Source organism: Carboxylicivirga mesophila (assembly GCF_018271975.1).
In the GTDB taxonomy this organism is placed as follows: Bacteria; Bacteroidota; Bacteroidia; order Bacteroidales; family Marinilabiliaceae; genus Carboxylicivirga; species Carboxylicivirga mesophila.
This window is the reverse complement of sequence record NZ_JAGUCN010000006.1, coordinates 146,456-172,709: the sequence shown is the minus strand read 5'-3', so window position 1 is coordinate 172,709 and position 26,254 is coordinate 146,456. Positions and strand designations below refer to the sequence as shown.

24 protein-coding genes are annotated in these 26,254 nt (G+C 40.7%); 9 read left to right on the top strand and 15 right to left on the bottom strand.

Going from position 1 to position 26,254, the window contains the following annotated elements; translation table 11 throughout:
- Window positions 1-56 precede the first annotated feature (56 nt).
- The 3 genes from KEM09_RS07365 to KEM09_RS07355 all read right to left on the bottom strand — a co-directional run bounded on the left by KEM09_RS07365 (window position 57) and on the right by KEM09_RS07355 (window position 1,445).
- Window positions 57-515: a hypothetical protein gene (locus tag KEM09_RS07365; RefSeq protein ID WP_212227228.1), complete on the bottom strand. Its 459-nt coding sequence runs from the start codon at window positions 513-515 to the stop codon at window positions 57-59.
- An 87-nt stretch (window positions 516-602) separates the two neighbouring features.
- Window positions 603-881, bottom strand: a complete 279-nt coding sequence (locus KEM09_RS07360) for an anti-sigma factor family protein (protein ID WP_212227227.1) — start codon at window positions 879-881, stop codon at window positions 603-605.
- 9 nt (window positions 882-890) lie between these two features.
- On the bottom strand, window positions 891-1,445 hold the full coding sequence (locus KEM09_RS07355; RefSeq protein WP_212227226.1) for a sigma-70 family RNA polymerase sigma factor: 555 nt from the start codon (window positions 1,443-1,445) through the stop codon (window positions 891-893).
- A gap of 125 nt (window positions 1,446-1,570) precedes the next feature.
- On the opposite strand from KEM09_RS07355, the gene KEM09_RS07350 reads away from it, so the two are divergent.
- A complete protein-coding gene (locus KEM09_RS07350) occupies window positions 1,571-2,854 on the top strand; it encodes a Na+/H+ antiporter NhaC family protein (RefSeq protein WP_212227225.1) in 1,284 nt (427 codons plus the stop codon).
- A 37-nt stretch (window positions 2,855-2,891) separates the two neighbouring features.
- On the opposite strand, the gene hflC is transcribed toward KEM09_RS07350, so the two are convergent.
- From hflC to KEM09_RS07325, 5 genes are all read right to left on the bottom strand, one after another.
- Window positions 2,892-3,836, bottom strand: a complete 945-nt coding sequence (gene hflC, locus KEM09_RS07345; RefSeq protein WP_244824901.1) for a protease modulator HflC — start codon at window positions 3,834-3,836, stop codon at window positions 2,892-2,894.
- The gene (gene hflK, locus KEM09_RS07340; RefSeq protein WP_212227224.1) at window positions 3,826-4,821 is read right to left on the bottom strand and encodes an FtsH protease activity modulator HflK; all 996 of its coding nucleotides are present in this window, start codon (window positions 4,819-4,821) and stop codon (window positions 3,826-3,828) included. The genes hflC and hflK overlap by 11 nt, the downstream gene beginning before the upstream one ends.
- A 164-nt stretch (window positions 4,822-4,985) precedes the next feature.
- On the bottom strand, window positions 4,986-6,698 hold the full coding sequence (locus KEM09_RS07335; protein WP_212227223.1) for a M56 family metallopeptidase: 1,713 nt from the start codon (window positions 6,696-6,698) through the stop codon (window positions 4,986-4,988).
- Window positions 6,695-7,066 (bottom strand): BlaI/MecI/CopY family transcriptional regulator, encoded by a 372-nt coding sequence (locus KEM09_RS07330; protein WP_212227221.1) that lies wholly within the window; start codon window positions 7,064-7,066, stop codon window positions 6,695-6,697. The genes KEM09_RS07335 and KEM09_RS07330 overlap by 4 nt, the downstream gene beginning before the upstream one ends.
- A gap of 189 nt (window positions 7,067-7,255) precedes the next feature.
- Window positions 7,256-7,837 carry a DUF4136 domain-containing protein gene (locus KEM09_RS07325; RefSeq protein WP_212227219.1) on the bottom strand — a complete coding sequence of 194 codons (582 nt, stop codon included), beginning with the start codon at window positions 7,835-7,837 and terminating at the stop codon, window positions 7,256-7,258.
- A gap of 185 nt (window positions 7,838-8,022) precedes the next feature.
- On the opposite strand from KEM09_RS07325, the gene KEM09_RS07320 reads away from it, so the two are divergent.
- Window positions 8,023-10,584: a M1 family metallopeptidase gene (locus KEM09_RS07320; RefSeq protein WP_212227217.1), complete on the top strand. Its 2,562-nt coding sequence runs from the start codon at window positions 8,023-8,025 to the stop codon at window positions 10,582-10,584.
- Window positions 10,585-10,650: 66 nt separating this feature from the next.
- A complete protein-coding gene (locus KEM09_RS07315) occupies window positions 10,651-12,831 on the top strand; it encodes a B12-binding domain-containing radical SAM protein (protein WP_212227215.1) in 2,181 nt (726 codons plus the stop codon).
- A 3-nt stretch (window positions 12,832-12,834) separates the two neighbouring features.
- Here KEM09_RS07315 and KEM09_RS07310 read toward each other — a convergent pair whose 3' ends face one another.
- A complete protein-coding gene (locus KEM09_RS07310; RefSeq protein ID WP_212227214.1) occupies window positions 12,835-13,572 on the bottom strand; it encodes an acyl-[acyl-carrier-protein] thioesterase in 738 nt (245 codons plus the stop codon).
- A 245-nt stretch (window positions 13,573-13,817) separates the two neighbouring features.
- On the opposite strand from KEM09_RS07310, the gene KEM09_RS07305 reads away from it, so the two are divergent.
- Entirely contained in the window at window positions 13,818-15,488 is a 1,671-nt protein-coding gene (locus tag KEM09_RS07305; RefSeq protein WP_212227213.1) for an alpha-amylase family glycosyl hydrolase, read from the top strand.
- Between the two features lie 67 nt (window positions 15,489-15,555).
- On the opposite strand, the gene KEM09_RS07300 is transcribed toward KEM09_RS07305, so the two are convergent.
- Window positions 15,556-16,077 (bottom strand): DUF4251 domain-containing protein, encoded by a 522-nt coding sequence (locus tag KEM09_RS07300; protein WP_212227212.1) that lies wholly within the window; start codon window positions 16,075-16,077, stop codon window positions 15,556-15,558.
- A gap of 142 nt (window positions 16,078-16,219) precedes the next feature.
- On the opposite strand from KEM09_RS07300, the gene KEM09_RS07295 reads away from it, so the two are divergent.
- Together KEM09_RS07295 and KEM09_RS07290 are read left to right on the top strand one after the other, a co-directional pair.
- Complete coding sequence (locus tag KEM09_RS07295; protein WP_212227211.1) at window positions 16,220-16,417, top strand: hypothetical protein; 198 nt, start codon at window positions 16,220-16,222, stop codon at window positions 16,415-16,417.
- An 11-nt stretch (window positions 16,418-16,428) separates the two neighbouring features.
- A complete protein-coding gene (locus KEM09_RS07290; protein WP_212227210.1) occupies window positions 16,429-16,974 on the top strand; it encodes a hypothetical protein in 546 nt (181 codons plus the stop codon).
- 41 nt (window positions 16,975-17,015) lie between these two features.
- On the opposite strand, the gene KEM09_RS07285 is transcribed toward KEM09_RS07290, so the two are convergent.
- Complete coding sequence (locus KEM09_RS07285; RefSeq protein WP_212227209.1) at window positions 17,016-17,780, bottom strand: YdcF family protein; 765 nt, start codon at window positions 17,778-17,780, stop codon at window positions 17,016-17,018.
- A 90-nt stretch (window positions 17,781-17,870) separates the two neighbouring features.
- On the opposite strand from KEM09_RS07285, the gene KEM09_RS07280 reads away from it, so the two are divergent.
- Window positions 17,871-18,404 (top strand): nitroreductase family protein, encoded by a 534-nt coding sequence (locus tag KEM09_RS07280; protein WP_212227208.1) that lies wholly within the window; start codon window positions 17,871-17,873, stop codon window positions 18,402-18,404.
- A gap of 59 nt (window positions 18,405-18,463) precedes the next feature.
- On the opposite strand, the gene KEM09_RS07275 is transcribed toward KEM09_RS07280, so the two are convergent.
- On the bottom strand, window positions 18,464-19,447 hold the full coding sequence (locus KEM09_RS07275) for a DUF6588 family protein (RefSeq protein ID WP_212227206.1): 984 nt from the start codon (window positions 19,445-19,447) through the stop codon (window positions 18,464-18,466).
- A gap of 27 nt (window positions 19,448-19,474) precedes the next feature.
- Window positions 19,475-20,590: a hypothetical protein gene (locus KEM09_RS07270; RefSeq protein WP_212227204.1), complete on the bottom strand. Its 1,116-nt coding sequence runs from the start codon at window positions 20,588-20,590 to the stop codon at window positions 19,475-19,477.
- A gap of 219 nt (window positions 20,591-20,809) precedes the next feature.
- Between KEM09_RS07270 and KEM09_RS07265 the strand changes: the two genes are divergently transcribed.
- The gene (locus KEM09_RS07265) at window positions 20,810-22,846 is read left to right on the top strand and encodes a M3 family metallopeptidase (RefSeq protein WP_212227202.1); all 2,037 of its coding nucleotides are present in this window, start codon (window positions 20,810-20,812) and stop codon (window positions 22,844-22,846) included.
- Window positions 22,847-22,883: 37 nt separating this feature from the next.
- Here KEM09_RS07265 and KEM09_RS07260 read toward each other — a convergent pair whose 3' ends face one another.
- Window positions 22,884-24,290 carry an adenylate/guanylate cyclase domain-containing protein gene (locus tag KEM09_RS07260; RefSeq protein ID WP_212227200.1) on the bottom strand — a complete coding sequence of 469 codons (1,407 nt, stop codon included), beginning with the start codon at window positions 24,288-24,290 and terminating at the stop codon, window positions 22,884-22,886.
- A 182-nt stretch (window positions 24,291-24,472) separates the two neighbouring features.
- Here KEM09_RS07260 and KEM09_RS07255 point away from each other — a divergent pair, with 182 nt between their 5' ends.
- The gene (locus tag KEM09_RS07255; protein WP_212227198.1) at window positions 24,473-25,291 is read left to right on the top strand and encodes an SMP-30/gluconolactonase/LRE family protein; all 819 of its coding nucleotides are present in this window, start codon (window positions 24,473-24,475) and stop codon (window positions 25,289-25,291) included.
- Here the strand turns inward: KEM09_RS07255 and miaA are convergent.
- A complete protein-coding gene (miaA, locus tag KEM09_RS07250; RefSeq protein WP_212227196.1) occupies window positions 25,288-26,217 on the bottom strand; it encodes a tRNA (adenosine(37)-N6)-dimethylallyltransferase MiaA in 930 nt (309 codons plus the stop codon). The genes KEM09_RS07255 and miaA overlap by 4 nt on opposite strands.
- Between the last annotated feature and the right edge of the window lie 37 nt (window positions 26,218-26,254).

The following is a 26,254-nucleotide window of genomic DNA, read 5'->3' as shown; positions in this document are numbered from 1 at the left end:
TAATAACCAAGCTGAGTAAGCTTTCTGTTCCAAGCCTACTCAGCATCATTTTCGCATTAACTTCCACATTTCCCCTCACCACACTTTCCTTCTGTTGTTTTTGTTTCTGACTTTTTAGCCTCTTTAGTGGTTGTTTTGGCTTTTTCACCTTTCTTTTCTCCACACTTACCTTCTCCACACTTTGCCTCAGTCGTTTTGGTCTCAGCTTTTTTGGTCTCAGCTTTTTTGGCTTCTTTGCTACCTTCAGCTTTCTTCTCTTCACCACACTTGCCTTCGCCACATTTTCCTTCACCGCATTTAGCTTCACCCGATTTATAGGTATCTGGCAAATTAGCTGTGTGCACCGGTGAACCGTATTGCTCCTGTAAGTTCGTTCTTAACTCGGCACCTGAGCCTAAATCACCGTAATTCAACAAGTTTTCGGCATTAGCACTTAAGCTTGAAGCGCCGGCAATCATTCCACCAATAATTACGGTTTTAAGCAAACCATTCGAATTGTTTTTCTTCGTTTTCATAATGATATAATTAATAGTAAAAGATATACATTTCTTTTATTGTTTGTCAAGTTAGACGCACTACCAATTACATCCTTACAAATAGCCTCAATTATTTTTCAGATCGGTCAAACGCTGCTTCATTCGTTGCTTTTGTTCAGCGGTTAACTTAACCTCTACCCCTTGCTGCTCTATACGTTTTTTCATTCGCCCAATAGCCCTGGTCATAAACTTAACCTGCTCTGAGAATCGCCGACAATATTTACACATCAGTAAATGCAGCCTCAGTTGAAGTCGTTCACTAAATCTTAACTTATCTTGTTGCTCTTTCGAAATCAGAAAGGTGGCTTCCTTACAGGTAATCATCATTTTTCCTTGTGTTTCCATACCATCGTCTTACTGATTAAACCAACCTTTTTCGAGACAATCGCGCAGCTGAAGTCTTGCGCGGTGCAACATCACCCACATATTAGACGGTGAGATATTTAATTCTTTACAAACCACGTCACCTTTTAGTTCTTCCATGACACGCAGTATAAAGCAGGATGCCCATTTTCCGGGCAAATGCCTGATACATGCCTGTAGTATCTTTTTTAACTCATCATTTTCGAGCAGTTCATCACTATTCAATTGCCACTGGGCAGGTGCATGTTTTTCAACCCAATGATCCTGCATATTTCCATACGGTCCAAACCGCTCTTCAACATGTACCTCCTCACGGACGGTTGATTTTTTGCGATAGTAGTCAATTATCTTTCTTTTTAAGATGGCTACCAACCATGTTTGCACGCTGCTCTTATGCTCAAATGATGCAAGCGCCTTTATACCGGCTAAAAACGTTTCCTGCACCAAATCTTCTGCTACTTCCGGTCTGCCAACGCGCACCAAAGCGTAGTTATACAGATAGTCGCCATGGTCTTCCACCCAATTATCAGGATTTATTTCTGGCATATTTTTTATATGTTGTTAGCTATATGCCACTTAAAACATGTTAACAGACCAATAAGTTTTATAATTGACAACAATGGTTATTGGGCATTTTTATAGTTTTGCACCGCAAAACAAAAACCATATACATGAAAACCAAGCAATCATTGGCACTATTGCCCATCATCGCCTTTTTATTTGTTTACCTCATACCAGGTTGGATTAGTGGCGATTTTTATAAGCTACCTATACTAATTCCATTTATAATAGCTTCCGTCATCGCTATTGTAATGGCTCCCGGGCAAAAAACAGTTCAAAAAATTGATGTATTTACCAAGGGAATGGGTCAATCAGGTATAATGATGATGTGCGGTATCTTTATTCTGGCCGGTGCTTTTGCCAATGTGGCTAAAGAAATTGGCGCAGTAGATGCAACGGTGGACATAGGGCTACACTTCTTACCTCAAGAAATTCTGCTGGCTGGCCTGTTTATAATCGGCTGTTTTATTTCATTAGCTGTTGGTACTTCTGTTGGCACTGTAGTTGCACTCACTCCTGTAGCTATTGGTTTGGCTGAAGCTATTGAAGTAAACGCTGCCATAGCCGTTGGAGCAGCCATAGGCGGTGCTATGTTTGGCGATAACCTGTCAATGATATCAGACACTACCATAGCAGCTGCGCGAACACAGAACTGTAGTATGAAAGACAAGTTTAAGGCCAATATCAAACTGGTATTGCCGGCAGCCCTAATATCCATAACGGCTTATATTTTAATACCTTCTTCTGACGCTCAACACACCGCCACTATCACATGGATAGATTATTTAAAAGTGACGCCCTATTTAGCTGTCCTTGTAGCTGCCATTATGGGAATGAATGTGTTTTTGGTACTGGCCATTGGTATTCTGCTAGCAGGAGGTATTGGCATGGCCATTGGTGATTACGACGCATGGTCTTTCTTTTCTTCGGCCAGTGATGGCATGCTGGGTATGGCCGAAATTGTATTGGTATCTTTGCTGGTTGGCGGCATTGTTGAAGTTGTACGAACCAATGGAGGTATCGACTATATTATCAGTCACATTGGCAAACGTACCAAGAGTACAAAAGGTGCCGAGTTTAGCATCACACTGCTTACAGGGGTGGTGAATATTTTCACAGCCAATAACACAATTGCCATTTTAATGGCTGGCCCACTGGTTAAAAAAATTGCTGATAAATTCAAGATTAAAGGTAAACGCTCAGCGAGCCTGATGGATACAGCATCATGCTTTGTGCAGGGAAGTTTACCCTATGGCGCCCAAATATTGGCAGCTGTCGGCCTTGCAGCAGGCGCACTAAGTCCTTTCGATATTATGGGCTATTTGTTCTACCCCTACCTGATGGGCGCAACGGTACTTCTATCTATCTTAATAAAAAAGCCTGCCAGAGATTAATCAAGGCAGGCTTCTATCAGTCATTAATTACTTAACGCTATTTCATTTCTCGCAGATATTTATAAAATTCACTATCTGTTGAAAGTATAATGTGCGTTTGATTATCAAAGGTCTTTTCGTAAGCTTCCATCGACTTAATGAAGCTATACAACTGGCGCGATTGAGCTGACTTATCGTAAGCGGCTGAATAAATGGCAGCAGCCTGAGCATCCGCCTTACCTTTAATTTCCTCTGCTGTTTTATAAGCTTCGGAAACAATGGTTTTCAGCTCCCTGTCTTTTTCTCCATTAATGCGAGATGCTTCTCCCTGCCCTTCAGACTTAAATTTATCGGCAATACGGTAGCGCTCACTTTTCATGCGCTCATACACTTGTGTTTGTACCTCTTCCACATAGTTGATACGTTTAATGCGGAAATCCAGTATAGCAATACCCAACTCCTTGGCTTGTTCGTTAGAGGCCTTTTGAATCATCTCCTGGATCTTATCACGACCAATAGAAATAGTCATTAAGCTATCACCAATCATTTCGCCAACAACACCTGATGAAACAGGCGTACGATTACTTGAGCGAACTGCCTCTTCAATATTATGCTTGGCTATGAAATTACGTGTTTCGCCATCCAGTATATCATCAAGGCGCGAGTAGGCACTACGCTCATTAGTCATACGCTTATAAAACTGCAATGGATCGGTTATCTGCCAGCGTGCATAAGTATCTACAAATATAAACTTCTTGTCTTTGGTAGGCACCTGATTAGGGTCGCCATCCCACTCCAGGTAACGCTTATCAAAGAAATGTGTTGTTTGTATAAAGGGTACCTTAAACTTCATTCCGGGCGTGGTAATGGCATCACCCACCGGTTTACCAAACTGCGTAACTACTACCTGCTCGGTTTCATTAACTATGTATGCTCCTTGCGAAAAGAAAAACAAAGCAATAGCACCGAGTATTATAAATATGATGGTTTTCTTATTGTCCATTGTTAGCTGTTTTTTGTTGTGAAAGCTGCATTTGCAAAAGTGGTAACACATTACTACCATTCTGGTCAGTAATAATTTTTTGACCTAAACGCGGAATCACGTCTTCCATTGTCTCCAGATATATGCGACGACGTGTTACTTCCGGCGCTTTTACATATTCTTCGTACAAAGCATTGAAACGCGCCACATCACCTTTGGCATTATTCACACGCTCAGTAGCGTAGCCTTCAGCCATTTGTATCGTCTCCTTTGCCTGACCCGCAGCCTTCGGAATCACCTTATTATATTCAGCCTTAGCCTGATTGATTAGGGTTTCCTTTTCCTGTTGCGCTTCATTCACCGCATTAAATGCTGCTTTAACAGGCTCTGGCGGATTAACATCCTGCAGCACCACCTGCTCAATTTTTACGCCAATTGAATACTCGCGACAAATGCGTTGCATTAACTCCTGCAATCGGGCACTAATTTCGGCGCGACCAACTGTCAAAACTTCATTTACGGTTCTGTCACCAACAATCTGTCGCATAGCTGACTCTGAAACATCTCTTAGAGTCACCTCCGGATTTCTTACCTTAAACAGGTAATTGTACGGATTGTCAATCCGATATTGTACCACCCATTCAACATCTGCCAGATTCAGGTCTCCAGTCAGCATTAATGATTCTTCAATACTGCCCTTACTGGAGTAAGATGTTTTAACGCCTGCCCTGGCTGTGCGAAATCCAAACTCCATCTTCTGCTGACGCTCCACAGCCACTTTATAAACCGACTCTGCCAAAGGAATTTTGTAGTTCAGGCCCGGCTCAACAGTTCTTACATATTTACCAAAACGCACAATTACGCCGACTTCCTCCGGGTCGACCGTGAAGAAAGCTGTCCAGGCGACGAAGGCTACAAGAAGGATAAGCCCCACCGACCGGATGTTTTTTAGTAGTTTCTCAAGCAATCCACTGGAGGAGTTGAGATCAAATTGGTTAGATGCCATAAATTATGATGTATTAATTAAATATTCGATCCGAATAGTTTTTTCAGTCAAGTCATCTCAAATGTAATAAAATCGCACTGCCTAAAGAAGAAATAAGCTCTAATTTCTAACAAATAAAAAGCCCGGCATTACACCGGGCCAACATTTCTTACAAATCATTATGATTATTCTTCATCCACATTCTTCATGGTTAAAGTCAGTGGGAATTTCTTACGCAGCATTATTTCTTGCTCTTTGGTCAACGAATCATAATTCAGGCCTTCAAAAAAAGCATGCTCTTTGCGTATATTCCAAATAGTGGAATAAACCATGTCCAGCGTTTGAATGTATTCATTGTAGGTGGTTGCATTACTGTATTCGTATAGCATTACATACTTCTTATTTGCCATTACATGCTTATGCAACTGCTTGGCCGTTTCTTTCAAACTGGCACTCGACGAATATTTTATCTTAAACAGCTTAATTCCTTGCCTATCCAAATCTTCCGACTCAAACATCTTTGCCTCTTTAGACGGCAACAAGTTAAACAAGGCTGTTTCACTGCCTTCTATTCCGGTTGACTCATCGGCTTTAGCCAAATAGCCAATCTTTAATAAATCATTCTCCCGAAGTGCGGTTTTAAGCTTATCCACTTCTTTCATCCTGGTAGCCTTATCAATCTCCAGTAGAATAGACATCTTGTTTACATCTTTGGATGCCGGAGCCTGCATATTAGCTAGTTTCGTTCCGAGTTTATCAATATTCGTTTTTTGACCTTTTACAAAACACCCCTTATCAGACAATTGTATATTAAAACGAACAAATGTATAGTCATAAACTTTTACTGATTTGGCAACCGGAATATCAATTCCCTGACGTTCAAGTGCAAACGCTGAATCAGATGATTCAGTAATAGCAGGTATTTTCTCCTGCCTGTGCGTCATATTGGCAAAGAAGAAAAATGCGACAATAAGCAATGGAAATACTAACAATGCTTTTAGTTGTGCCCTTAGTCCGGATTTTATTTTATTCATCATGGCAATTCGTTTTTTAATTGATAATAAATTAAAATTATTGACCAGCTCTACTGAGCGAATGCTGATTAACTGACTCAGTAATAGAGACTGATAATCGAATAACTCATGCCCCTGGTCAATTACTTGCCTGTCGGCAATGTACTCGTGACATGTCTTAATCGATTTCTGTATGCGCCATGTGAGCGGATTAAACCATTGAAATATCGTGATGATATGTGCCAATAGTAAGTCCACTGTATGTTTATGCTTCACATGAACTTTTTCATGTGCTATAACCTGCTCAAATTCTTCTGCCTTTAACACCTTTTTATTCACAAAAATCCACTTGAGAAACGAAAAGGACGGGCTTTCTTCAGTAATCAACACAATAGAAAATCCATCGTATTTAACTACTTTGTTTCTGCGTATAATCAGGTAAAGGTTAAAAAGTAACATCAAAAGACGTATCGCAAAGAAGAGCAAACCGATGATGTAAGTGTAAAATATCAGGCTTGACCAACTAAAAGAAGACTTTACAACTCCCATCGTTCCTTCGGGCATTGAAGTAGCCGGAGCGATAGCATTCTTATTTAAAACTTCAGATTCTGCTACTCTAAAGGCAGGTTCTGTCATTAAAATAAGTTCTTCATAGTAGTTTCTGAATTCACTGACTCTATTGAGTGTTATCCCTAAGAAATCCGAATTATCAACCGAAAACTGTACCGGCGTTAATGGCAGTAATAAGGCCAAAATCATTGACAGCATCAAATAAATGCGGTTGAAGGTAAAGTAGGTTTCCTTCCGGAAGAAAAGAATGTAGCCTGAATAAAACAAAGTCAGGCACAAGCCACTCTCGAACAGATATATCAGAAAACGTGTCATTGTTGCTTCTTTTTAAGCTCTTCAAGCATTTTTATTGCTTCATTAACTTCTTCGATTTTCAGATTTTTATTTTCAGAAAAGAAATTCACCACCTGCGACAGTGAGTTATTAAAGTAGCCTTTCACCAGACTCCCCAATTGACTTTTACGGTATTCTTCTTTCGAAATTAATGGATAATACTCGTATGTGCCGCCGTACTTGTTAAACCCAACCACTTCTTTTTTCACCAAAACCCTTACAATGGTCGATACACTATTATAAGGCGGTTTAGGTTCAGGCATTTGGGCAATAATATCTTTAATAAAACCGCTCTCCAGCTCCCAAAGAAGCTTCATAATTTTCTCTTCTGCTTTTGTTAAAGTAATCATCGATATACCAAGTTAGTTAATCAGCATTTCAAACCTACAACTTATATTTAAGTTTGTCAACTTATTTTTACGTTTTATTATTTAAAAATAAGTTCAGAGAAATACTAATACCTATTTACCAACCCTTTAACACACAAAAGGAGCATTAAAAAAATGCTCCTTCGTATTAATATATCACTCAAAACAATACTACTTGGGATACTTCCGCATAATTGCCCTCACAACGTATGGAATACTTTTTTTGCGTAACTGCGGATTTTCATCAATCGTTTTGCTTGCAGCACTCTCCCATATCAATTGCTTCTTCTCTGCATCATAAACCGAACAGATGAGAGTGCCCACCTGATAATCAGTTTCAGTGACATAGGTGGTAGAGTAGCCTCCCCAACCCGGACCATAGCCCCAGCCTGGGCCATAGCCATAATAGCCTCCAAATCCTACATATACACTTACATTAGGATTAACGGTGTTGGTTGTGGTGCGTTGCTTGCGCTCTTCGTTGACCAGATACAAACTAACAATGAGATCAGCTCCCTGTCCTTTTTCAATCTCTTGCAGTCCGCGCTTGGCGAACTCATCGGCAAAGGCCGCTTCAATGCGCTTCCTATCCAGCGAGTTTAAATCCTCTGTGGTATTTTTATCCCATCCATAAAAAGAATAGCTTGAAAACTGCTTAAAATCAACTGACGTATCATAATCGTGTGTGGTTTTAATACCGGAACATCCACTAACCAGCAAGGCGACAAGAGCAATGCTTAACAAATATTTCATAGGCTTAGTTTTATTTATTTCATTCATACTTATCCAAATGTAATTATAATAAATTATTCAGTTGTCTTAGGTGTATTTTCTTCAAACTCCGGGCCATTATTTTGGCTTTTTTAACTGAGTTTTATCAAACCCTCAATTAATTCCGTAGCGATTGCTTATTTTTAGCTGCCATAACACGCTACAACATGAAACACGTCATCCTACTGTTAAGTTTGAGTTTAGTATTAACCAATTGTAACATCTACCAAAAACCTGCTCCAGAAGCTGGAGTTAGTCAGCGCTTAGCCAAACAGCGCAAAGCTCATATATCCGATTTGAATTATACCCTCTCAATAATTGTACCCGAAGATAAGGATGAGCCAATTGACGGGCATTCAATCATTCGTTTCAACCTCAATTCAAGAACGACCACCTATCTGGATTTTAAGGCAGACAACCAACAACTCTTGCAATTAATTATAAATGAGGATACCATTCCTTCGCCAGTAATTGAGAACGAGCATATCCAACTCCATAAGTCATCTTTAATAAAAGGTGCCAACACAGTACAAGTAAAATACATACTGGGTGATGGAGCACTGAATCGCAACGCCGACTATTTTTATGCACTTTTCGTGCCTGACCGTGCACGCACAGCTATACCATGCTTTGACCAGCCGGATATTAAAGGCACTTTTGAAGTTAAGATGGACCTGCCCGAAGGCTGGACTGGTGTTGCCAACGGACAAGCAACTACCAAACAAGCTACTGAGGGACGTATTCAACTTGAGTTTGCCCCTTCACAGCCCATAAGCACATACTTGTGGGCATTCACTGCCGGCCAATACCAGTTCGATTCAATTAAGTGGAAAGACAAAACCATTGGCCTGTTTCACATGGTGGATGACAGCACCAAGTACAATAGAAACATTGAAGAGGTATTCAGGCAAACCCTTGCTTCACTTGACTGGCTGGAAGACTATACCGACTTCGACTACCCGTTTGACACATATAATCTGGTGGCCATTCCATCGTTTCAGTTTGGCGGCATGGAACACCCGGGAGCCACCTACTACCGTTCAGAAAAACTGTTTCTGGATGAAAACCCAACACGCAACGAAGAACTTGCCCGTGCCAACCTCATTGCCCACGAAACAGCCCACATGTGGTTTGGTGACTTGGTAACCATGCCATGGTTCGATGAAGTCTGGCTCAAAGAGGTATTTGCCAATTTTATGGCAGATAAAATCACAGAACCCTGGTTTCCGGAGATGAATCATCAGCTACGCTTTTTACTGGCCCATTTTCCGGCTGCCTATGCGGTTGATCGAACTGCAGGTGCCAATCCCATTGGTCAACAGCTGAAAAACCTGCAAAACGCAGGAACGCTTTATGGTGGCATTATCTACCATAAATCGCCCATCGTCATGAAACAGCTGGAAAGCATGGCGGGCGAAGCTCAACTGCAGCAAGGCATACGCGAATATGTTAAAACCAATGCCTACAGCAATGCATCGTGGAATGATCTAATAGCCAGCATAGACAAATACACTGAAACAGACCTTAAGGTATGGAGCAATGCCTGGGTATTCGAAGCTGGAAGACCCATCATTCATTTTGAACCATCGACAGAGGATAAAACCATCTGGCAACTAAAGCAGATAGCCGAACATCCAGGGTTGGCGTCTAAAAAAACATATTGGCCACAAGCCATTAACATTATCCAGAAGGACTCTATCAGACTTGAGTACGAAATGTTTGATGCCAGCATAAACCTAGACACAGATCCGGATGAGCTCAACACCTTGTTTCTGGCAGACGAAAAAGGTTATGGACTCGTTCGGTTAACAGAGCCTCAAATTAACTATTGGCTCAATAACACACATTTGGTAAAAGGTGAATTACTGAGAGGGCGAATAGTCATCAACCTCTATGAGAACTTTCTGGATGGCAGCATCCATCCTGATCAATTCTTAAATTACCTGTTGGAATCCATTAAAAAGGAAATAAATCCGCTGATACTAAGTCAATATGCCAATCAGCTGCAAACTGTGTTCTGGCAATTTATTCCAAAATCATCATGGGATGCTTTATCAGCAAAACTTGAGAAAGAATTATGGGCCTCAATGGAAACTCAACAGACCATTGCCAACAAAAAAACACTATTCAGGCTTTGGAGCAACATTTCAATGAGTGAAGACGCAAAGGAACTATTGGCACAGATGCTTTCTGACAAATACAAAATAGAAGGTATTACATTGAGTGACAATGATAAAATTCGCATTATCTCGCAACTAAGTATAAAAGAATACCAGTATTCGAAAGAACTTCAAGCTGAAACACTGGGGCAGTTGAGCAGCAAACATAACAAAGAAAAACTAAGTTTCCTGATGCCTTCATTATCGTCTAATGCCGCAGACCGGGATGCATTTTTTCTTTCACTTTCAAAAGTTGAAAACAGAAGTAAAGAGGCCTGGGTGCAAAGCGCATTGCTTAACCTTCATCATCCGCTACGTACCAGCCACTCGGTTCATTACCTGCCTGCCACATTACAGCAATTGGAGGAAATACAGAAAACAGGTGATATCTTCTTCCCCATCGGCTGGCTAGGCAGTAGTTTCAGTGGGCACTCATCAGATGAAGCCTACAATGTTGCTCAGCGTTTTTTAAACAATAACTCAAACTATCCTGAACACTTAAAACTTAAAATATTGCAAAACACAGACATGACGCAACGAGCTTACACAATCAAAGAAAAGTACTATTAACAAACTGGAAAACCAGAGCACACTTCATATTCCTTCAGCTAAAGCAATAAGATAATTCAGCAAACAATGGTTCTATTAATTACACCTCCTTTTACTCCGTTAAATACACCATATCCTGCCACTGCCTATTTAAAAGGATATCTAAATACCCTGGATGTTCCTTCTGCACAAGTTGATCTGGGAATTAGGGTGATTAATCGTATTTTCTCTGAGAGAGGATTAACTGAGCTATTTGCCTGCGTTGACACCAATCATATACAAACAGAAAATGCCTTCAGAATATTTCAGTTACGACATGAATATGTGAATGCCATTACCAGGGTAATGGCATTTCTTAAACACCCTACATTCATTGAGGCGCAAAACATTTGTCAGGGCACCTTATTACCCGAAGCCTCGAGGTTTAACCAGTTAGAAGAGGAACATACCGCTTTTGGCACAATGGGACTTGTTGATAAAGCCAAGCATTATTGTACCTTGTTTCTTGAAGATTTATCTGATTTTATAGTTGAAGCCGTTGATAGCAGGTTTGGTTTTAGCCGTTATGCTGAGCGCCTGGGACGATCAGCATCATCGTTTAATGAATTATACGATCAGCTGCAGCAGCCACACTCCTTTATCGAAAACGTTTTAATGAAAGAGCTGGCTATTGCCATGGAACAGTACCAGCCACAGCTGGTGTTGATAACAGTTCCTTTTCCGGGCAATTTATTCGGAGCATTAAGAATTGGTCAGTGGCTCAAACAATACCATCCCGCTATTAATATTTCTTTGGGCGGTGGCTATGTGAATACCGAATTACGTGCACTAAAAGACATTAGGCTGTTTGAGTTTTGCGACTTTGTAACCCTTGATGACGGGGAGAGGCCCGTGCAATGCATCCTCGAATATCTGCAAGGGGTGCGAAAGCTAGAACAATTAAAACGCACTTATATCTGTCAGGATGATGCCGTACGCTACTTAAATGGTGCTGCTGAAGATGATGTTTTACAGAAACACCTTGGTATACCCGATTATTCAGATGCTGAATGGGATAAATATTTTCCGGTTGTTGAAGTAGCCAATCCTATGTTTCGTCTGTGGTCCGATGGTCATTGGCTAAAACTCACACTTGCACACGGTTGCTACTGGGGGAAGTGCACATTCTGTGATGGTTCACTCGATTACATAAAACGCTATGAGCCCAGTTCTGTTGGTATGGTGGTAGATCGTATGGAAGCCTTAATTATACAAACAGGTATCCGGGGCTTTCATTTTGTTGATGAGGCTGCACCACCTGCGCTGCTTAAAGAGCTGGCATTAGAAATATTAAAGCGCCAGTTAAAGGTTGTTTGGTGGACGAACATCCGATTTGAAAAGAGTTTTACGGCTGATTTATGTTTATTACTAAAGCAAAGTGGATGTATTGCAGTGGCAGGCGGGCTCGAGGTTGCCTCTCCCCGAGTACTTAAATTGATAAACAAGGGAGTCTCCCTTGAGCAGGTCAGTAATGTAGCTGCCAATTTAACCCATGCAGGCATCATGGTGCATGCCTACCTGATGTATGGTTTTCCAGGTCAAACAGCACAGGAAACAATTGATGCCCTGGAGGTGGTGCGCCAACTGTTTGAAATGGGCATTATTGAATCTGGTTTCTGGCATCAGTTTGCCTTAACAGCACATAGCCCGGTAGGACTTCGGCCGGCAGCTTATGATATTGAAATAACGGGCGGTTTACACGGCTCATTTGCCAATAATGATCTTGAATTTATTGATAAGCAAGGTGCTATTCACGAAACATTTGGTGATGGCCTTAAAAAGGCGTTGTATAATTATATGCATGGCCTTGGCTTTGATTTTCCACTGGGCGAATGGTTCAACTTTAAAGTACCAAAAACACAATTACCACCTAACTATGTTGCCACGATGATAAGTGATGATGTAGTACTGAAACCAAACAGTCAAATACTCTGGATAGCCCATGAACCAATTAGCAAAAACACTGTAAAAACAAAAGGTAAGAAAACGGTTGAAATGTCAGAGCTAACCTTGCTAAGTGCTAAAACGCATATTACGATCAATGTTAAGGCTAAGCTTGGACAATGGCTATGTCAATGCCTGAGTGAGATGGCCGTAACAGCCGAAAAGCGTATTACTTTTAGTGATTTCCAGCACAAATATGAGACAGCCTCATTGGGCGATTTCAACAAATTTATCAATAGCTATACTTTTTCGCAGCTTCGTGAGGCAGGCTTAATAATATTATAAGCCTCAGAAAATGATTTTCCCTCTGAAGGCCACTTTGTCCTGTGCCCTATTAAACCCCTCAAAATGATGAGTGCCGTTCAGGGCATCGTGCATTAACCCTAATTGTTCACCTTGCATGGTTTCTTTCATATAGTTGATTGAAAGAAATGACGGGTAGCTGACCGTATGAAAAGAACTGGAAAAGCAATCCATCATCCAGTCGATATAGCGCGTTGAAGTAACATGCTTATTGAGGTCAATATCAAAATAGCTGGGCACAACTTCTCTTTCATAGCCATTATTGATGGTCGAACCAAGCTTTTCAGGTGAGTACTCCAGACTATGTATATCCTTCAGTCGTGTAAAAAGCTCCATTTTCTCTTTATTAAAGTTGCCCGGACGTTTAGTGACAAGATCGATGGCCAACCAGGCCGAACTCGCTTTGGCAATGACCTGCTTTTGAGCATCACGCACAACAAAGTCACGTATATAGAAAATACGTTCGATGTCTTTAGGCCATGTTTCTACCTCTATCGTTTCATTCCATTTGATCGGGCGATAAATCTCCAAAGTTAAACGATTAAGCACCCAAAATAAATGTTCTTTCTTTAGTTCGGAGAAACCAAATCCAAGCAACTCTGCTGAGTTAATGGCTGACTGTATCAAATAATTAACCAAAGCACTCAGCTTTAGTCTGGCATGCATATCTGTATCGGCAGATGTTACTCTGTACCTAGTTCTAAGTTGAAGCGTTTCGTTCATTATTGTAAGGTTATGAGCTTGTCAAAAGTAAGTAATTTAACTAAAAATGGCGGCTGTTGACATAGGACATTCTGCTTTTGCAAACCTTTTCGGAAATCTCTGTGGAGAAAAAACAAAGAAGCATAACAACCGTAACACTCAAGCCTTGTGCAAAATAGAACCATCTACCCAATAAAGCTTAAGCCTTATTTAAGCATGTATCAGGAGGCTTTCTTAATTTTACATACAAACTAAATTCAAAGCATATGAAAAGCATTTTCTTCTTTGCATTACTACTGACTTTGGGTACGGTGTCGTGTGTTACAAAAGAAACAAGCACCAAAGAAACCAAAGCCGATGTCCCGTTTATGTGGGAGAACGCCAACGTGTATTTCCTATTGACCGATCGTTTCAACAATGGCAATACCAATAATGATGTCAACTTTAACCGGACTAAAGAAACCGGTGTGCTACGAGGTTTTATGGGCGGCGATATAAAAGGTATCACCAAAAAAATTAATGACGGATATTTCACCAAATTGGGTATCAATGCTATTTGGTTCAGCCCTGTGGTTGAACAAATTCATGGTTCAGTAGACGAAGGAACCGGTGAAACTTATGGATTTCATGGGTATTGGGCGAAGGACTGGACAGCTTTAGAACCTAATTTCGGGACTGAAGCAGAATTAGCTGAATTGGTACAAACAGCCCACAAGCATGGCATTCGCATTGTGCTTGATGTGGTGATTAATCATACGGGGCCGGTGACCGCAAAGGACCCACTTTGGGGAGATGAATGGGTACGTACTTCACCGCAATGTCGCTACCAGGATTATGAATCAACAGTGACGTGCACCTTGGTGGAAAACCTACCCGATATCAGGACTGAAAGCTCACAGGAAGTGGAGTTGCCCAAAGCTTTGATGGATAAATGGGCCGACGAAGGACGTTTAGAGAAAGAGATGGATGAGTTAGATGCCTTTTTTAGTGCCACAGGCTATCCGCGCACGCCACGCTATTACATCATCAAGTGGCTAACTGATTATATTCGTAAATATGGGATTGATGCGTTTCGCTTGGATACAGTAAAGCATACTGAAGAGGGTGTTTGGGCCGATTTATGGCAGGAAGCCACCAAAGCGTTTGCCGAATGGAAAGCTGCCAACCCTGATTTAGTGATGGATGATAATGACTTTTTCATGGTGGGTGAAGTGTATAACTATGGTGTATCGGGTGGTCGCTGGTTTGATTTTGGCGATCGTAAAGTCGACTATTTTGCCAATGGTATGCAGAGCCTTATCAACTTTGAGTTTAAATACGATGCCAATAATAGCTACGAAGAGCTCTTTTCGAAGTATAGCGAAGCATTAAATGGCCCACTAAAAGGACTAAGTGTAATGAATTACGCGACCTCCCATGACGATGGCGGACCATTTGACAAGGAGCGGAAAAGGGTGATTGAGACAGGAACGAAATTACTGTTATGCCCGGGCTCTTCACAGGTATACTACGGCGATGAAACAGGACGTAATCTTCAAATTGATGGCGCCGTTGGCGATGCTACCTTACGTTCATTTATGAATTGGGATGAGCTTGAAAGTAATAAAACAATAAATGGAATTGCCACACAAGATATTCTACTGCATTGGCAGAAGCTGGGGCAGTTTCGTGCAGCACACCCTGCTGTGGGAGCTGGAGTGCACCAACAGCTTAGCGCCGAACCATATTATTTTAAACGGGAATTTACCAATGATAGCTACACAGATAAAGTGGTGGTTGGACTTGATTTAGCTGAAGGTCTCAAAAAAGTGGATGTAAGCAGAGTTTTTAGTAATGGCGATCAACTATTGGACTATTATTCAGGCAATACGGCAATTGTAAAAAGCAATAGCGTGGAAATTGATACTCCATATGATATTGTGCTACTTGGCTACTAGTCGTCACTAAAAACAAAAAAAAGGACTTACAGGAGAAACAGTAAGTCCTTTTATATTTTATCTCAAATTAGTTTTTCTTGTCTTCTTCAATTTCTGATATTTCGCCATTGTAGCTTATCGGGCTTCGATTGTTGCTTGTAACGTTCACCGATGCATTGCCACTGTATCCAATATCCATACTTACCCTGTAATGGTCATCTTTACCTTTAGCTTCAAAGCTGTATGTTATTCGTAGCTTTTTTTCATTTATTTGCACTTGCTCATTTTCAATGGTGGTTTTATCAAATTTAATTCCACCGCCTCCTCCATAAGGCACAGTGAATCCTCTGCCAAAAAAGGGCATATCACCTTCCGTTTCTTCCCCCATTATTTTAATAAATCCATAGTTGGTTGTCAAATCAATGGAACGGCCTCCTTGCGGGAAAGCTCTATCGGGTACAAATATAAATTGTTTGCTATCGACTAACTTTTGAGTCTCAGCAAACTGCTCTGCCCTGCGCTCTTTTTTTGTCTTTTTTTGTGACGAAGCTTCTGTTGTTGTCACCAGTAACAAAGACGATAGAAGGAAAATACTAACTATTGCTTTCATAATTCCTATGATTAAATTGTTATTCAAAATTACAAACCCGTTTGAAGCAATTAATTTTCTGCTTCATTATAATATTAATAAATTTCGTACAATAACGCTAATTGTTATATTTTTGTAATTAGTTTATTTGCAAACAAATAGTATGCCACACAAGAATTACAATACCAAACCATTAAAGTGCTTCGTTTGTGAAAAATCACTTCAGACAATTGAAATAGAGTACAATAGCAGAGTAAACCTACCTGTATGTAATACCTGCTCTGGCTCTGCTGCTGAGGTTAATAAAGAGAAAGAGCTACTGGAGGGTTTGGCCGATGGATTTGTGTGTGGCTGCATTTAATACCTGATCCTATGAATAGAATTAAAACTGTTTTTGCACTGGTTATTTTTATCAGTATTAGCATGCTGGCAAGCGCCCAGGATTCTGCGGAATCAAAAAAAGTTCCTTTGAAAGATAAGCTGTTTACCGGCGGTAGTGTAGGTTTAACGTTTGGCGATTATACCAATGTGATGATCAGTCCGGTTGTTGGTGCCCGTTTAAATCCTAAAGTATATGCAGGCCTGGGCATCGAGTATCAATATACGAAGGATAAGCGGTATAATCCGGCTTTAACCTATAATCAGTTTGGTGGACGCATTTTTGCCCAATATAATATTGTACCCAATCTGTTTGCCCATGGAGAGCTGGCAGGCTATAGTATGGAACGATACACGACCTTGTCTAAAAAAGAACGAAACTTTGTGCCATTCATCTATTTTGGTGGCGGCTATCGTCAAATGATTTCAGAACGCAGTTTTGTCTCAGTGCAAGTGCTTTTTGATGTATTACAACATAAGTACTCGCCTTATAAAGCCTGGGAGCCAATTTTCAGCATAGGCTTTGGTGTAGGTATTTAATGGCCAGGCAAGTTGCCTGATTGGTCGGCCAAAGAACAGGTTTACATATAACCCCTGAGTTTGTAAACCATTATACCCATCCATTCTTTCAACAGTATTGGCCATGATTGCAATGTTTCGAGGGATGGCATAAAATAATCGGCAGGCTTTAATGGCTGATGCTTGGTGGAAGCATTCGTAGCTATCGGATAAACTCTAAAACCTTGTTGCGTAAAACAGCCGCTTGCTCGTTTGACATGAAAAGCCGATGTAATCAGGGTGATGTTTTTATGCATATTCAGGCTGTCAAACAATGCTGCCGTATACGAGGCGTTTTCATGCGTATTTCGCGATTTCGTTTCAAATAGCACCTTGTCAGATTCAATACCAATTGCCAGCAAATAGTCCTTCAGGTATTCAGCTTCAGGTTTTTCATCAAAATATATTTCGGCCGAACCACCGCTGATTATAATCTTCTGGCTCGTGTTTTTTTTATGCAGCAATAATCCTTGCATTAGGCGGTCAGTAGCTTCATAGAAATAGATGCGATTAGTTATATCATCATAACTGGATAAGCCACCAAGTACCACAATTGGCTGGTTTGGCGAGATAGCTGCATCTGTGTTCTCAACCGGATATTCCCAAAACGACACAACAGCCTGAAATATAAACGTATTAGAAAAAAGAAGAAAGATAGCACAAGCAGCGGCAAAGAAGTAAGTTCTTAGTTTTTTACGCTTAAAAATAATGCCTGCTAAAACTAATAGAACGCACCAATTAAATGGAACTAATAAGAAAGTTAATATTTTGGATAGTAAGAAAAACATTTGTTTCAGTTAAAATTTGGAAGTTACACCAGTCCTTTTAATTTTGTTGTAAAGAAATACAAAGTTAGCAACTGAGCAAAATCCTGTTTTATGCATTTTAACCAACTTCTTCGTGAGCGTTACTCGGTAAGAGAATATAAACCGCTCAAAGTGTCCAAGGCACTGCTAATTGAAGTACTTGAAGCTGGCCGAATGGCTCCTTCTGCCGCCAACCGTCAACCGTGGAGCTTTATTTTAGTATCAGACGATGCGAATCTGGAGAAAATTAAAGAATGCTACGACAGGGAATGGTTTAAAGCAGTTCCACAGGTGATTGTTATTTGCGGCAATCATGAAATGGCCTGGAAACGCTCATTCGATCAGAAAGATCACACGGATGTGGATGCTTCAATTGCCATCGACCATATGACTTTACGCGCCACCGAGCTGGGTTTAGGTACCTGTTGGATTTGCCATTTTGACCCGGATAAGGTTCGCGAGGTATTAAAATTGCCTGCGCATATTGAACCAATTGCATTGTTACCCATAGGTTACCCGCAGGAAAGTAAAGCACCCCAAAAGAAAAGAAAACCATTTTCGGAAGTTGCCTTTGACGAGGTGTATGGTAAGCCTCTTATGAAATAAGGATGTAAAAAAGCCCTGATGGCTATTCATCAGGGCTCTGTATTTGAACTATTCTTTTTTTATCTGAAATTAATACCAACACCTCCGGTAATCACTGCATACTCTCCTATGCTGTAGTCGCCATGTATTGAGAAAATACCCAATCGAATGCGCATACCAGCATTAAAATCAAATCCATCAGTTTTGTATTCCAATGCAACAGGATCTGTTAATTCACCTTCATCACCTGCGTTAAAAGTTCCTTTCAAATCGAAGTTACTGGTAGTAGTACCATAACCTAGCCCTGTATAAAAAGACACAACTGGTACATTAACGCCCAGCAACAAGCGTGTTGTAAATGCTCCAGCTGAAGTTTCAAGTTTACCAGCACCAACACCTGGTTCATCAACACTCAGGTCTGCTGTAAAGTCTGTATAGGCAGCCAATACTGATGCTTCGAGGAATGGAACGCGCTTAACAAATGGTATGTACTCTTTAATTTCATGCTTTACACCAAGCCCCCATAAACCTGCTTTCCCAAAATCGCCATAAGTGGTTTTAGGCATAAAGCGTCCCATGATTTCGGTATGAAAAGGTAAGCCTACTGCGGCTTGTATCATCGGACTGACGAAAAAGTCTGCATCAGCGCCATTTACATTCAACTCTGCAATTTGTAAACCCGTATTAGGTTCCATGAGAGCAAAAGCCATACTTTTATTTTTACTACCTGCCATTGTAGGTGCATTGCCTTGTCCTTGAGGAACTGTGTATTCTGATAAACCAATTTTCCTTGGATCAAAACTTTTTTTACTGTTAGGAGCCGTGGTATAACTGGCAGTTATGGTAAAATCAAATCCACCAACCTTATGCACTTTAGCTGAATTGTACCAACCGCTATTCAGGTTAACACCCAGCATTTCGCCATATGGCAGCAGGTAGGCCTGCGATAGTGTATTGGCATCCGCTTGTCCTGCCTTCAAAAAATCAATTATCTGTCCCTGACCAAACAGAGCATGTGCGCTTGCAATAAACGCAATAAATAAAATAATCCGAATCTTCTTCATGATGCAATTTGTATAGGTTGTTTTCTATTAGTCTCCGTTGAGTAATGTTTCTGCTTCTTTAACCGAAATGCGCTCGTTTTTGTTGTAGGCTACAATAAATCCTTTAATATTTTCGGCTTGCATGTCAGCTTTCGCATTATCCAGGTTTTGGTATCGACCCACCGAGTACTTATACCAATCATTAATCTTCATTTCAATCACCTCCTTTTGGCCACTGTAAACCGCTTTTAACTGCTCATTGCTGGCTGGTTTTTTATCGGCCATAATCTGTATGGTAAAAAATACATCAGGGTATAATTCCGGCATTTCTTCTGGTACTTCTGCTTCAATTTGCTCAGCAACAACCGCTTCGGTCATCAAGGCCGAATCAGCTGGAAGAGCTGCTGTAGTGACCCCTGCTGTTGAAATAACTACCGGCACCGTCAACGGAGCTGGCGCCGCTTCACCTTCAGGTAGATCACTGATTGCAGACTGAGCAATGGTTTGCGTCTCAAGAGTGTCAACTGTTGCTATTACTAACTCGTCTACTTGTGTTTCTGCTGTAGTTACTGTATCCTGCATAACCACCTCTTCAGCTATCATTAACTCTTCTTCGTTCACCTCTATTTCACTTAAATTAATGAGGCATTTGCTATGAATATCAATGGCCTTTTTTTGGTTGTCCTGCGCCAGCTCAATAAACTCAATCATTTTTTCAGCCGATGGCTTGTTTTCAGCTTTATTGTATAGTTTTCGGGCTTTCTTTTCCAATGCTTTAACATCGTCGCGAGCCTGGCTGGCTTGTGAGTTGCCCGATTTTTCATAGTCCCTGATGTGATCGTCTAAGACATCAATATAACGCTTGTATCCATCCTGATAATACAATGAAGCTTTGACCTTTATCTCGGCCACTTTCTTGTTACGCTTGTTTATCTTGCCAGATTTAATGCGGCCCTCAGCATTTTTTAGCGCATTAATTTCGTCTTCAATCTCTTGGGTTTCCTTGAGCAAAGCATCGCCTTTGGCAATTAGCTTTTCTGCCGATTCAATACGCTTGATTTCTTTGCTGCTAAGTATCTTTTTCAGTTCATTATTGTCGGCATTTACCGAAGTGGAAAATATAATTACCAATGTGCAGATGGCAATAAAAACTGGTTTGTTCATCTTAATTAATTGTAAATGAATTTATTTTATAAAGCCTTTGATGTTGATGATAGACTAACATCTGCCTGTTAAGGATTTTTAACGAACGTTATTCAAAAAGGTTTGTTGTTACTTAATGAAATTTAATGCAATTGATGTTTACTTTTGCTGACTGGCTGTGTTAAAGAAATGACCTTAGGCAGCCTATTGATTGATAATTAAAAAAACTAAAAAGACATAATGGCACAAAATATTTTACAACACCGATTTGACACACTTCATCAAACACCTCCCTTTGAGCAAATTAGTGAAGATAGTTACCTGCCTTCTTTCAAAGCACTAATTGAAGAAGCAAAAAAGGAAATTGACCGGATTGTTAACGACACGGCTATCCCTGATTTTTACAATACCATTGTGTCACTCGAGAAATCGGGTAGCCAGTTGGGCATTGTCAGTCATATCTTCTTTAATCTCAATCATGCCGAGACAAATGAACGTATTCAGGGTATTGCCAGGGAAGTTTCTCCATTATTAACCGAGTATTCCAATGATATATGGCTAAATGCCAGCTTATTCAGAAAAGTGAAGCAGGTGCATGATAGCCAAAACAGAGATGAGCTGAGCCATGAACAAAATCAGTTGTTGGATGAAACTTACAAGGGATTTGTTAGAAAAGGGGCTTTACTCGAGGGGACCGCTCGCGAACGCTATCGAGAAATCACTACACAACTGTCCAAATTAACCTTGCAGTTTGGCGAAAACCTGCTGGCAGAAACGAATGCTTTTCAGTTACATATTACCAATGCTGATGAGTTATCTGGCTTGCCGGATGGTGTCATGGAAGCCGCTTCAGCTCTTGCTAAAGCACAAGGTAAAGACGGTTGGATTTTTACCTTACAGTTTCCCAGCTACATGCCGTTTATGAAATATGCTGAAAACAGGGATTTGCGCAAGCAGATGTACATGGCGTATTCCAAACGAGGCAATAATGAAAATCAGCATGACAATAAAGATTTAATCAGACAAATAGTCAACCTGAGGGTAGAAAAAGCTCAACTGCTCGGTTATAAGAGTCACGCACATTTCGTTTTGGAGGAGCATATGGCATTGCATCCTGATAAAGTTAATAGCTTCCTAAAAGAATTGCTTGATGCCTCTTTGGATGTTGCCAAACAAGATGTAAAGGATGTTGAGAATTATGCGCTCCAGAATGGTTTCGAAGGAACGCTTCAACGATGGGATTATGCTTTCTACAGTGAGAAGTTGAAGGCCGAAAAGTATGGTTTGGATGATGAAGCAACAAGACCTTTCTTCCAGTTGGAAAAAGTAGAGCAAGGCGTTCTGGAATTAGCAACCAGGTTGTATGGTATAACATTCAAGGAAAGTAAGGCTATTTCAGTGTATCACAATGAAGTAAAAACCTACGAAGTATTTGATACTGACGGTACTTTTTTAAGTATTTTCTATGTCGATTATTTTCCAAGAACAACCAAGCAGGGAGGCGCCTGGATGACCAGCTTCAGGGATCAGCATCACGATGGTTCAGGCGATGTGCGTCCGCATATCTCCATTGTATGCAATTTCACTCGACCAACAGATAAAAAACCTTCCTTGTTAACTTTTAATGAGGTACAAACGTTTCTGCATGAATTTGGACACGCCTTGCATGGGATGTTTAGTAAAGTCACATACGAGAGTCTGGCTGGTACAAATGTTTACCGCGATTTCGTGGAGTTGCCTTCACAGATTATGGAAAACTGGGCGACGCAAAAAGAATGGCTGAAAGATGTAGGCGTACATTACCAAACAGGCGAAGTTATCCCGGACGAACTAATTCAAAAAATTATCGATAGTGAGAACTATCAGAGTGGTTATGCAACAGTGCGTCAATTGAGTTTTGGTATGAATGATATGGCCTGGCATTCACTGGAGGGGCCTTTTGAAGGTGATGTGATTGAATTTGAAAAGGAAGCGATGGCTGCAACTGAGCTGTTTCCGGCTGTTGAGGAGACGGCTTTTTCAACCGGCTTTGCGCACATCTTTGATGGCGGTTATGCTGCCGGCTATTATGGCTATAAGTGGGCCGAGGTGTTGGATGCCGATGCTTTTGAAGCATTTAAAGAAAATGGCATTTTTGATAAAGACACGGCACAGGCTTTTCGTAAGGAAATACTTGAAAAAGGAGGCACAGCTCATCCGATGTTGCTCTACAAGAATTTCAGAGGCCACGAACCATCCATTGATCCATTATTAAAACGCTGTGGATTAAAGAAGTAAAAAATAAGGGCTGAGAGTTGATCTCAGCCCTTTGTTTTTATGCTTTCTCGCTTAGCTGCAGAAGGCTCTCTAAGCGCTCAATCTGACTTTGTTTATTCACCTCTCGCAAGTTACGCGCCGTTTCGGTATGGTATTGATGCTTTCTGATAAAATTAAGCTGCATCTGATTCCACTCATCAATGGTGCCAATCATATTACGTTCTTTCAGCTCCTGAAAAAGTGTATTCGATACAGGAATAAAATCACTTCTTCCAAGATAGTCAAGGTCCGAATCACAAATAACCTGTTCTAGTATATCTTTGGGTTCCGGTGGAAATTTAGTAGATAATATCAATCGGCAAACAGTTTCTATCTGATCCTCGGGATAGTGGTAATTGCTCAAAATATCGCGCGCAATTTTAGCGCCATGCATTTCGTGCTCCTGGTAACCTATCGTATGTCCGCTATCGTGGAAAAGCGCTGCCAGTTTTAGCAATAATATTTCTTCTTCATTAAGCCCTTCGGCCCAGCCAATCAGCTCCACCTCGGTTATTACATCAATGGTGTGCTTAATGTTATGGTAATATAGGTTTTCAGGTAGTTTTTGCTCCAGGATGTCTAATAAATCTTCCTGGATGTCCATAAACTGAATCAGACTGTATTTGGTATTAAATCGGCGGTTGGGCACCCTCCCCTCGCTGTCTTCCGAGAGGTCAGGTAGTATACCTTTGACTTTAAACATATCAAGAAAGCCTTTGTACTTGGCTGGCATTTTGCCATTTTCTGTCAAGCTAAAGAATTCTTTGATAAGCTCATAGGTCATTACCGATATGTTGATGTCACCTTCCTTACAGGCCATGCCCATGCGGGATGCAATATTTACACTCTCGCCGGTTAGAGTATAGGGTGAGCTCTTTTTGCCGGTTGGTTCACCAAGCACAGGCCCTGTATGGATGCCAATGCTGACTTTCCAGAAAGGCTCTGTGTCACCATTAATAAGGCAGGCGTCAGCTGCGGCTTGCATTTCCAATGCTGTATTGACCACGTCAATGGGATTGGTTCTGTTTTCTTCAAGTACACCACCAGCAAATAAAAATGTGTCGCCTATGGTTTTAACCTTTAATACCCCATACTTTTTTGCAATATCATCAAACTGCAGGTATAGCTCATCCAGTGCATCAATCAGTTTTTGCGAATGGGCATTACCATTTATCCGATCAAAACCTTTAATGGTGGCATGAAGCACCGAAACCATTCTGAAACGTTTTACCCGTTTTTTGGAAGGTATCTTCAAACGCTCTTCAATCTCCTCATAGGAATATTCCGAAAGTAAATTGAGGTACTTTTCATTTTGCTTCTGAATGATTTCATACCGCCCAACGAGTCCTTGCAATTGATCGTTCAACTCCTTATTTCTATTGGCCAACTTCGTAATTCTCAAGATATAGTCTTCAATGCTTTCCATTGTTTGGGTATTTAGATCGCGTACTAAAATAATGTATTACCATCGGGATAAAAACCCTTTACAGCACGCTGTTGAACACACTCATTCGTAAATCGTCTATACACAGTACGTTGATACCTCGAAAAATGTTATTTATATTTATCATCAGTCTAAAAAATTACATAAACGAATAAAAAATGATTATGAATAAACTTTTAATCACATTAATCCTCATTCCTAATCTCGCAATTGGCCAAGTTACCAAGGTTTGGGAAACCAATGTAGCCCTTGAAGTACCAGAGTCAGTAAAATATTATGACAAGGAAAACTGCATTTTCGTTTCTAATGTTTCAGGAAAGCCTTCCGAAAAAGATGGAAACGGCTTTATTTCCAAACTATCGGCTGATGGAAAAATAATTGAACTAAAGTGGGTAGATGAATTAAATGCTCCTAAGGGTATGGCCATAAAAGAAGGGCTGCTTTATGTGTCTGATATTGATTATTTGGTAATTATTGACATTAAAAAAGCAGTGGTAGTCAGAAAAATACATCAGCCTCACGCCAAGTTTTTAAATGACGTAGCCATTACACATACCGGTGATATTCTTATATCTGATTCCAGCACATCTGTTATCTACAAATTGGATGGAGATGAACTTACGGTTTGGCTAAAAAATACTGATTTGGGTCGAATCAATGGTCTTTATGCAGAAAAGAAACATGTACTATTGGGCACCAATAGCAATATTGTAAAGATTGATGTTACTACCAAAAAGACTGAAGTATTTCTGGAGACAGGCGGTCAGGCTGATGGTATTGAAGCCGACGGGCAAGGTGGCTACTACTATTCCTTCTGGAAAGGTGAATTATATCACTATATTCCAGGAAAAGACCCGGTTCAGCTGCTCAATACTGCTGAGCAAAATGTACAGTGTGCCGATATTGGTTTTAATCCACATACCAACGAAATACTGGTTCCGACCTTTTTTGCTAATCAAGTAGTATCCTACAAAGCCCATTAACCTTTAAGCAGGTCAGTTACTTTAACTATGCGATCATCCATCGAATCAAAGGCGTCAATCCAGTGTATATTGGCGCCTTTTCGTTCCATGCCTCTGAACCAGGTCATCTGGCGTTTGGCAAACTGATGAATGGCCACATTCAGCTTATCAAACATCTGCTTATAGTTTAGCTGCCCCATTACATGCATAGTCAGGTACTTATATTCTAAGCCATAATAAATGAGGTCTTCAGGCGCAACACCGCTGTCCAGCAGTTGCTTTACTTCATCAATCATGCCTTCTTCGAGGCGTTTCTTCAGGCGTGAGGTTATTTTCCCACGTCTTGCTTCGCGGTCAATGTTAACGCCGATTATAAGCGGATTAACATCCGGTAACTCAACCTCTATCTCCGGATTCTCCTTATAGTACTCTTCTATTTCAATGGCGCGAATGGCTCGCTTAACAGTATCTGTATCCGTTTGGTTATGTAATGATTTGTATGTGGATAGTATGCCGCTCAGTTCCTGTAAATTTTTACCCTGCAGACTATCTCGTAACTCCTGATTAACTGGCACATTAATCAGCTTGTATTTCTTGAGTACAGATTCAATATACATACCAGTACCACCACACATAATTGGCCAGTGCTTATTGGCGTTTACCTGCTCAAAGGCTTTAAAAAAGTCGGCCTGATATTCGAATACATTGTACTTATAGCCTGCATCTACAATGTCAATAAGGTGATGTGGAATGGTGTAGCCATCAATAGTGTAATCCTCAATATCTTTGCCGGTTCCCAGATCCATGCCGCGGTATAACTGGCGCGAGTCGGCACTTATAATTTCTCCATCCAAATGTTTAGCTAAATGAGCTGCAAAGGTCGTTTTGCCAGAGGCGGTTGGCCCAAGCACGACGATGAGGTTGTATGGAGAATTAGAGTATAGCATGTTAAGTAATTTTGCTCAAAGCTAAGACAAATAATTC

Excerpts from the sequence above, each read along its gene's own strand:
- KEM09_RS07365 (WP_212227228.1), bottom strand. The coding sequence starts at position 515 with ATGAAAACGAAGAAAAACAATTCGAATGGTTTGCTTAAAACCGTAATT.
- KEM09_RS07360 (WP_212227227.1), bottom strand. The coding sequence starts at position 881 with ATGGAAACACAAGGAAAAATGATGATTACCTGTAAGGAAGCCACCTTT.
- KEM09_RS07355 (WP_212227226.1), bottom strand. The coding sequence starts at position 1,445 with ATGCCAGAAATAAATCCTGATAATTGGGTGGAAGACCATGGCGACTAT.
- KEM09_RS07350 (WP_212227225.1), top strand. The coding sequence starts at position 1,571 with ATGAAAACCAAGCAATCATTGGCACTATTGCCCATCATCGCCTTTTTA.
- hflC (WP_244824901.1), bottom strand. The coding sequence starts at position 3,836 with ATGGACAATAAGAAAACCATCATATTTATAATACTCGGTGCTATTGCT.
- hflK (WP_212227224.1), bottom strand. The coding sequence starts at position 4,821 with ATGGCATCTAACCAATTTGATCTCAACTCCTCCAGTGGATTGCTTGAG.
- KEM09_RS07335 (WP_212227223.1), bottom strand. The coding sequence starts at position 6,698 with ATGACACGTTTTCTGATATATCTGTTCGAGAGTGGCTTGTGCCTGACT.
- KEM09_RS07330 (WP_212227221.1), bottom strand. The coding sequence starts at position 7,066 with ATGATTACTTTAACAAAAGCAGAAGAGAAAATTATGAAGCTTCTTTGG.
- KEM09_RS07325 (WP_212227219.1), bottom strand. The coding sequence starts at position 7,837 with ATGAAATATTTGTTAAGCATTGCTCTTGTCGCCTTGCTGGTTAGTGGA.
- KEM09_RS07320 (WP_212227217.1), top strand. The coding sequence starts at position 8,023 with ATGAAACACGTCATCCTACTGTTAAGTTTGAGTTTAGTATTAACCAAT.
- KEM09_RS07315 (WP_212227215.1), top strand. The coding sequence starts at position 10,651 with ATGGTTCTATTAATTACACCTCCTTTTACTCCGTTAAATACACCATAT.
- KEM09_RS07310 (WP_212227214.1), bottom strand. The coding sequence starts at position 13,572 with ATGAACGAAACGCTTCAACTTAGAACTAGGTACAGAGTAACATCTGCC.
- KEM09_RS07305 (WP_212227213.1), top strand. The coding sequence starts at position 13,818 with ATGAAAAGCATTTTCTTCTTTGCATTACTACTGACTTTGGGTACGGTG.
- KEM09_RS07300 (WP_212227212.1), bottom strand. The coding sequence starts at position 16,077 with ATGAAAGCAATAGTTAGTATTTTCCTTCTATCGTCTTTGTTACTGGTG.
- KEM09_RS07295 (WP_212227211.1), top strand. The coding sequence starts at position 16,220 with ATGCCACACAAGAATTACAATACCAAACCATTAAAGTGCTTCGTTTGT.
- KEM09_RS07290 (WP_212227210.1), top strand. The coding sequence starts at position 16,429 with ATGAATAGAATTAAAACTGTTTTTGCACTGGTTATTTTTATCAGTATT.
- KEM09_RS07285 (WP_212227209.1), bottom strand. The coding sequence starts at position 17,780 with ATGTTTTTCTTACTATCCAAAATATTAACTTTCTTATTAGTTCCATTT.
- KEM09_RS07280 (WP_212227208.1), top strand. The coding sequence starts at position 17,871 with ATGCATTTTAACCAACTTCTTCGTGAGCGTTACTCGGTAAGAGAATAT.
- KEM09_RS07275 (WP_212227206.1), bottom strand. The coding sequence starts at position 19,447 with ATGAAGAAGATTCGGATTATTTTATTTATTGCGTTTATTGCAAGCGCA.
- KEM09_RS07270 (WP_212227204.1), bottom strand. The coding sequence starts at position 20,590 with ATGAACAAACCAGTTTTTATTGCCATCTGCACATTGGTAATTATATTT.
- KEM09_RS07265 (WP_212227202.1), top strand. The coding sequence starts at position 20,810 with ATGGCACAAAATATTTTACAACACCGATTTGACACACTTCATCAAACA.
- KEM09_RS07260 (WP_212227200.1), bottom strand. The coding sequence starts at position 24,290 with ATGGAAAGCATTGAAGACTATATCTTGAGAATTACGAAGTTGGCCAAT.
- KEM09_RS07255 (WP_212227198.1), top strand. The coding sequence starts at position 24,473 with ATGAATAAACTTTTAATCACATTAATCCTCATTCCTAATCTCGCAATT.
- miaA (WP_212227196.1), bottom strand. The coding sequence starts at position 26,217 with ATGCTATACTCTAATTCTCCATACAACCTCATCGTCGTGCTTGGGCCA.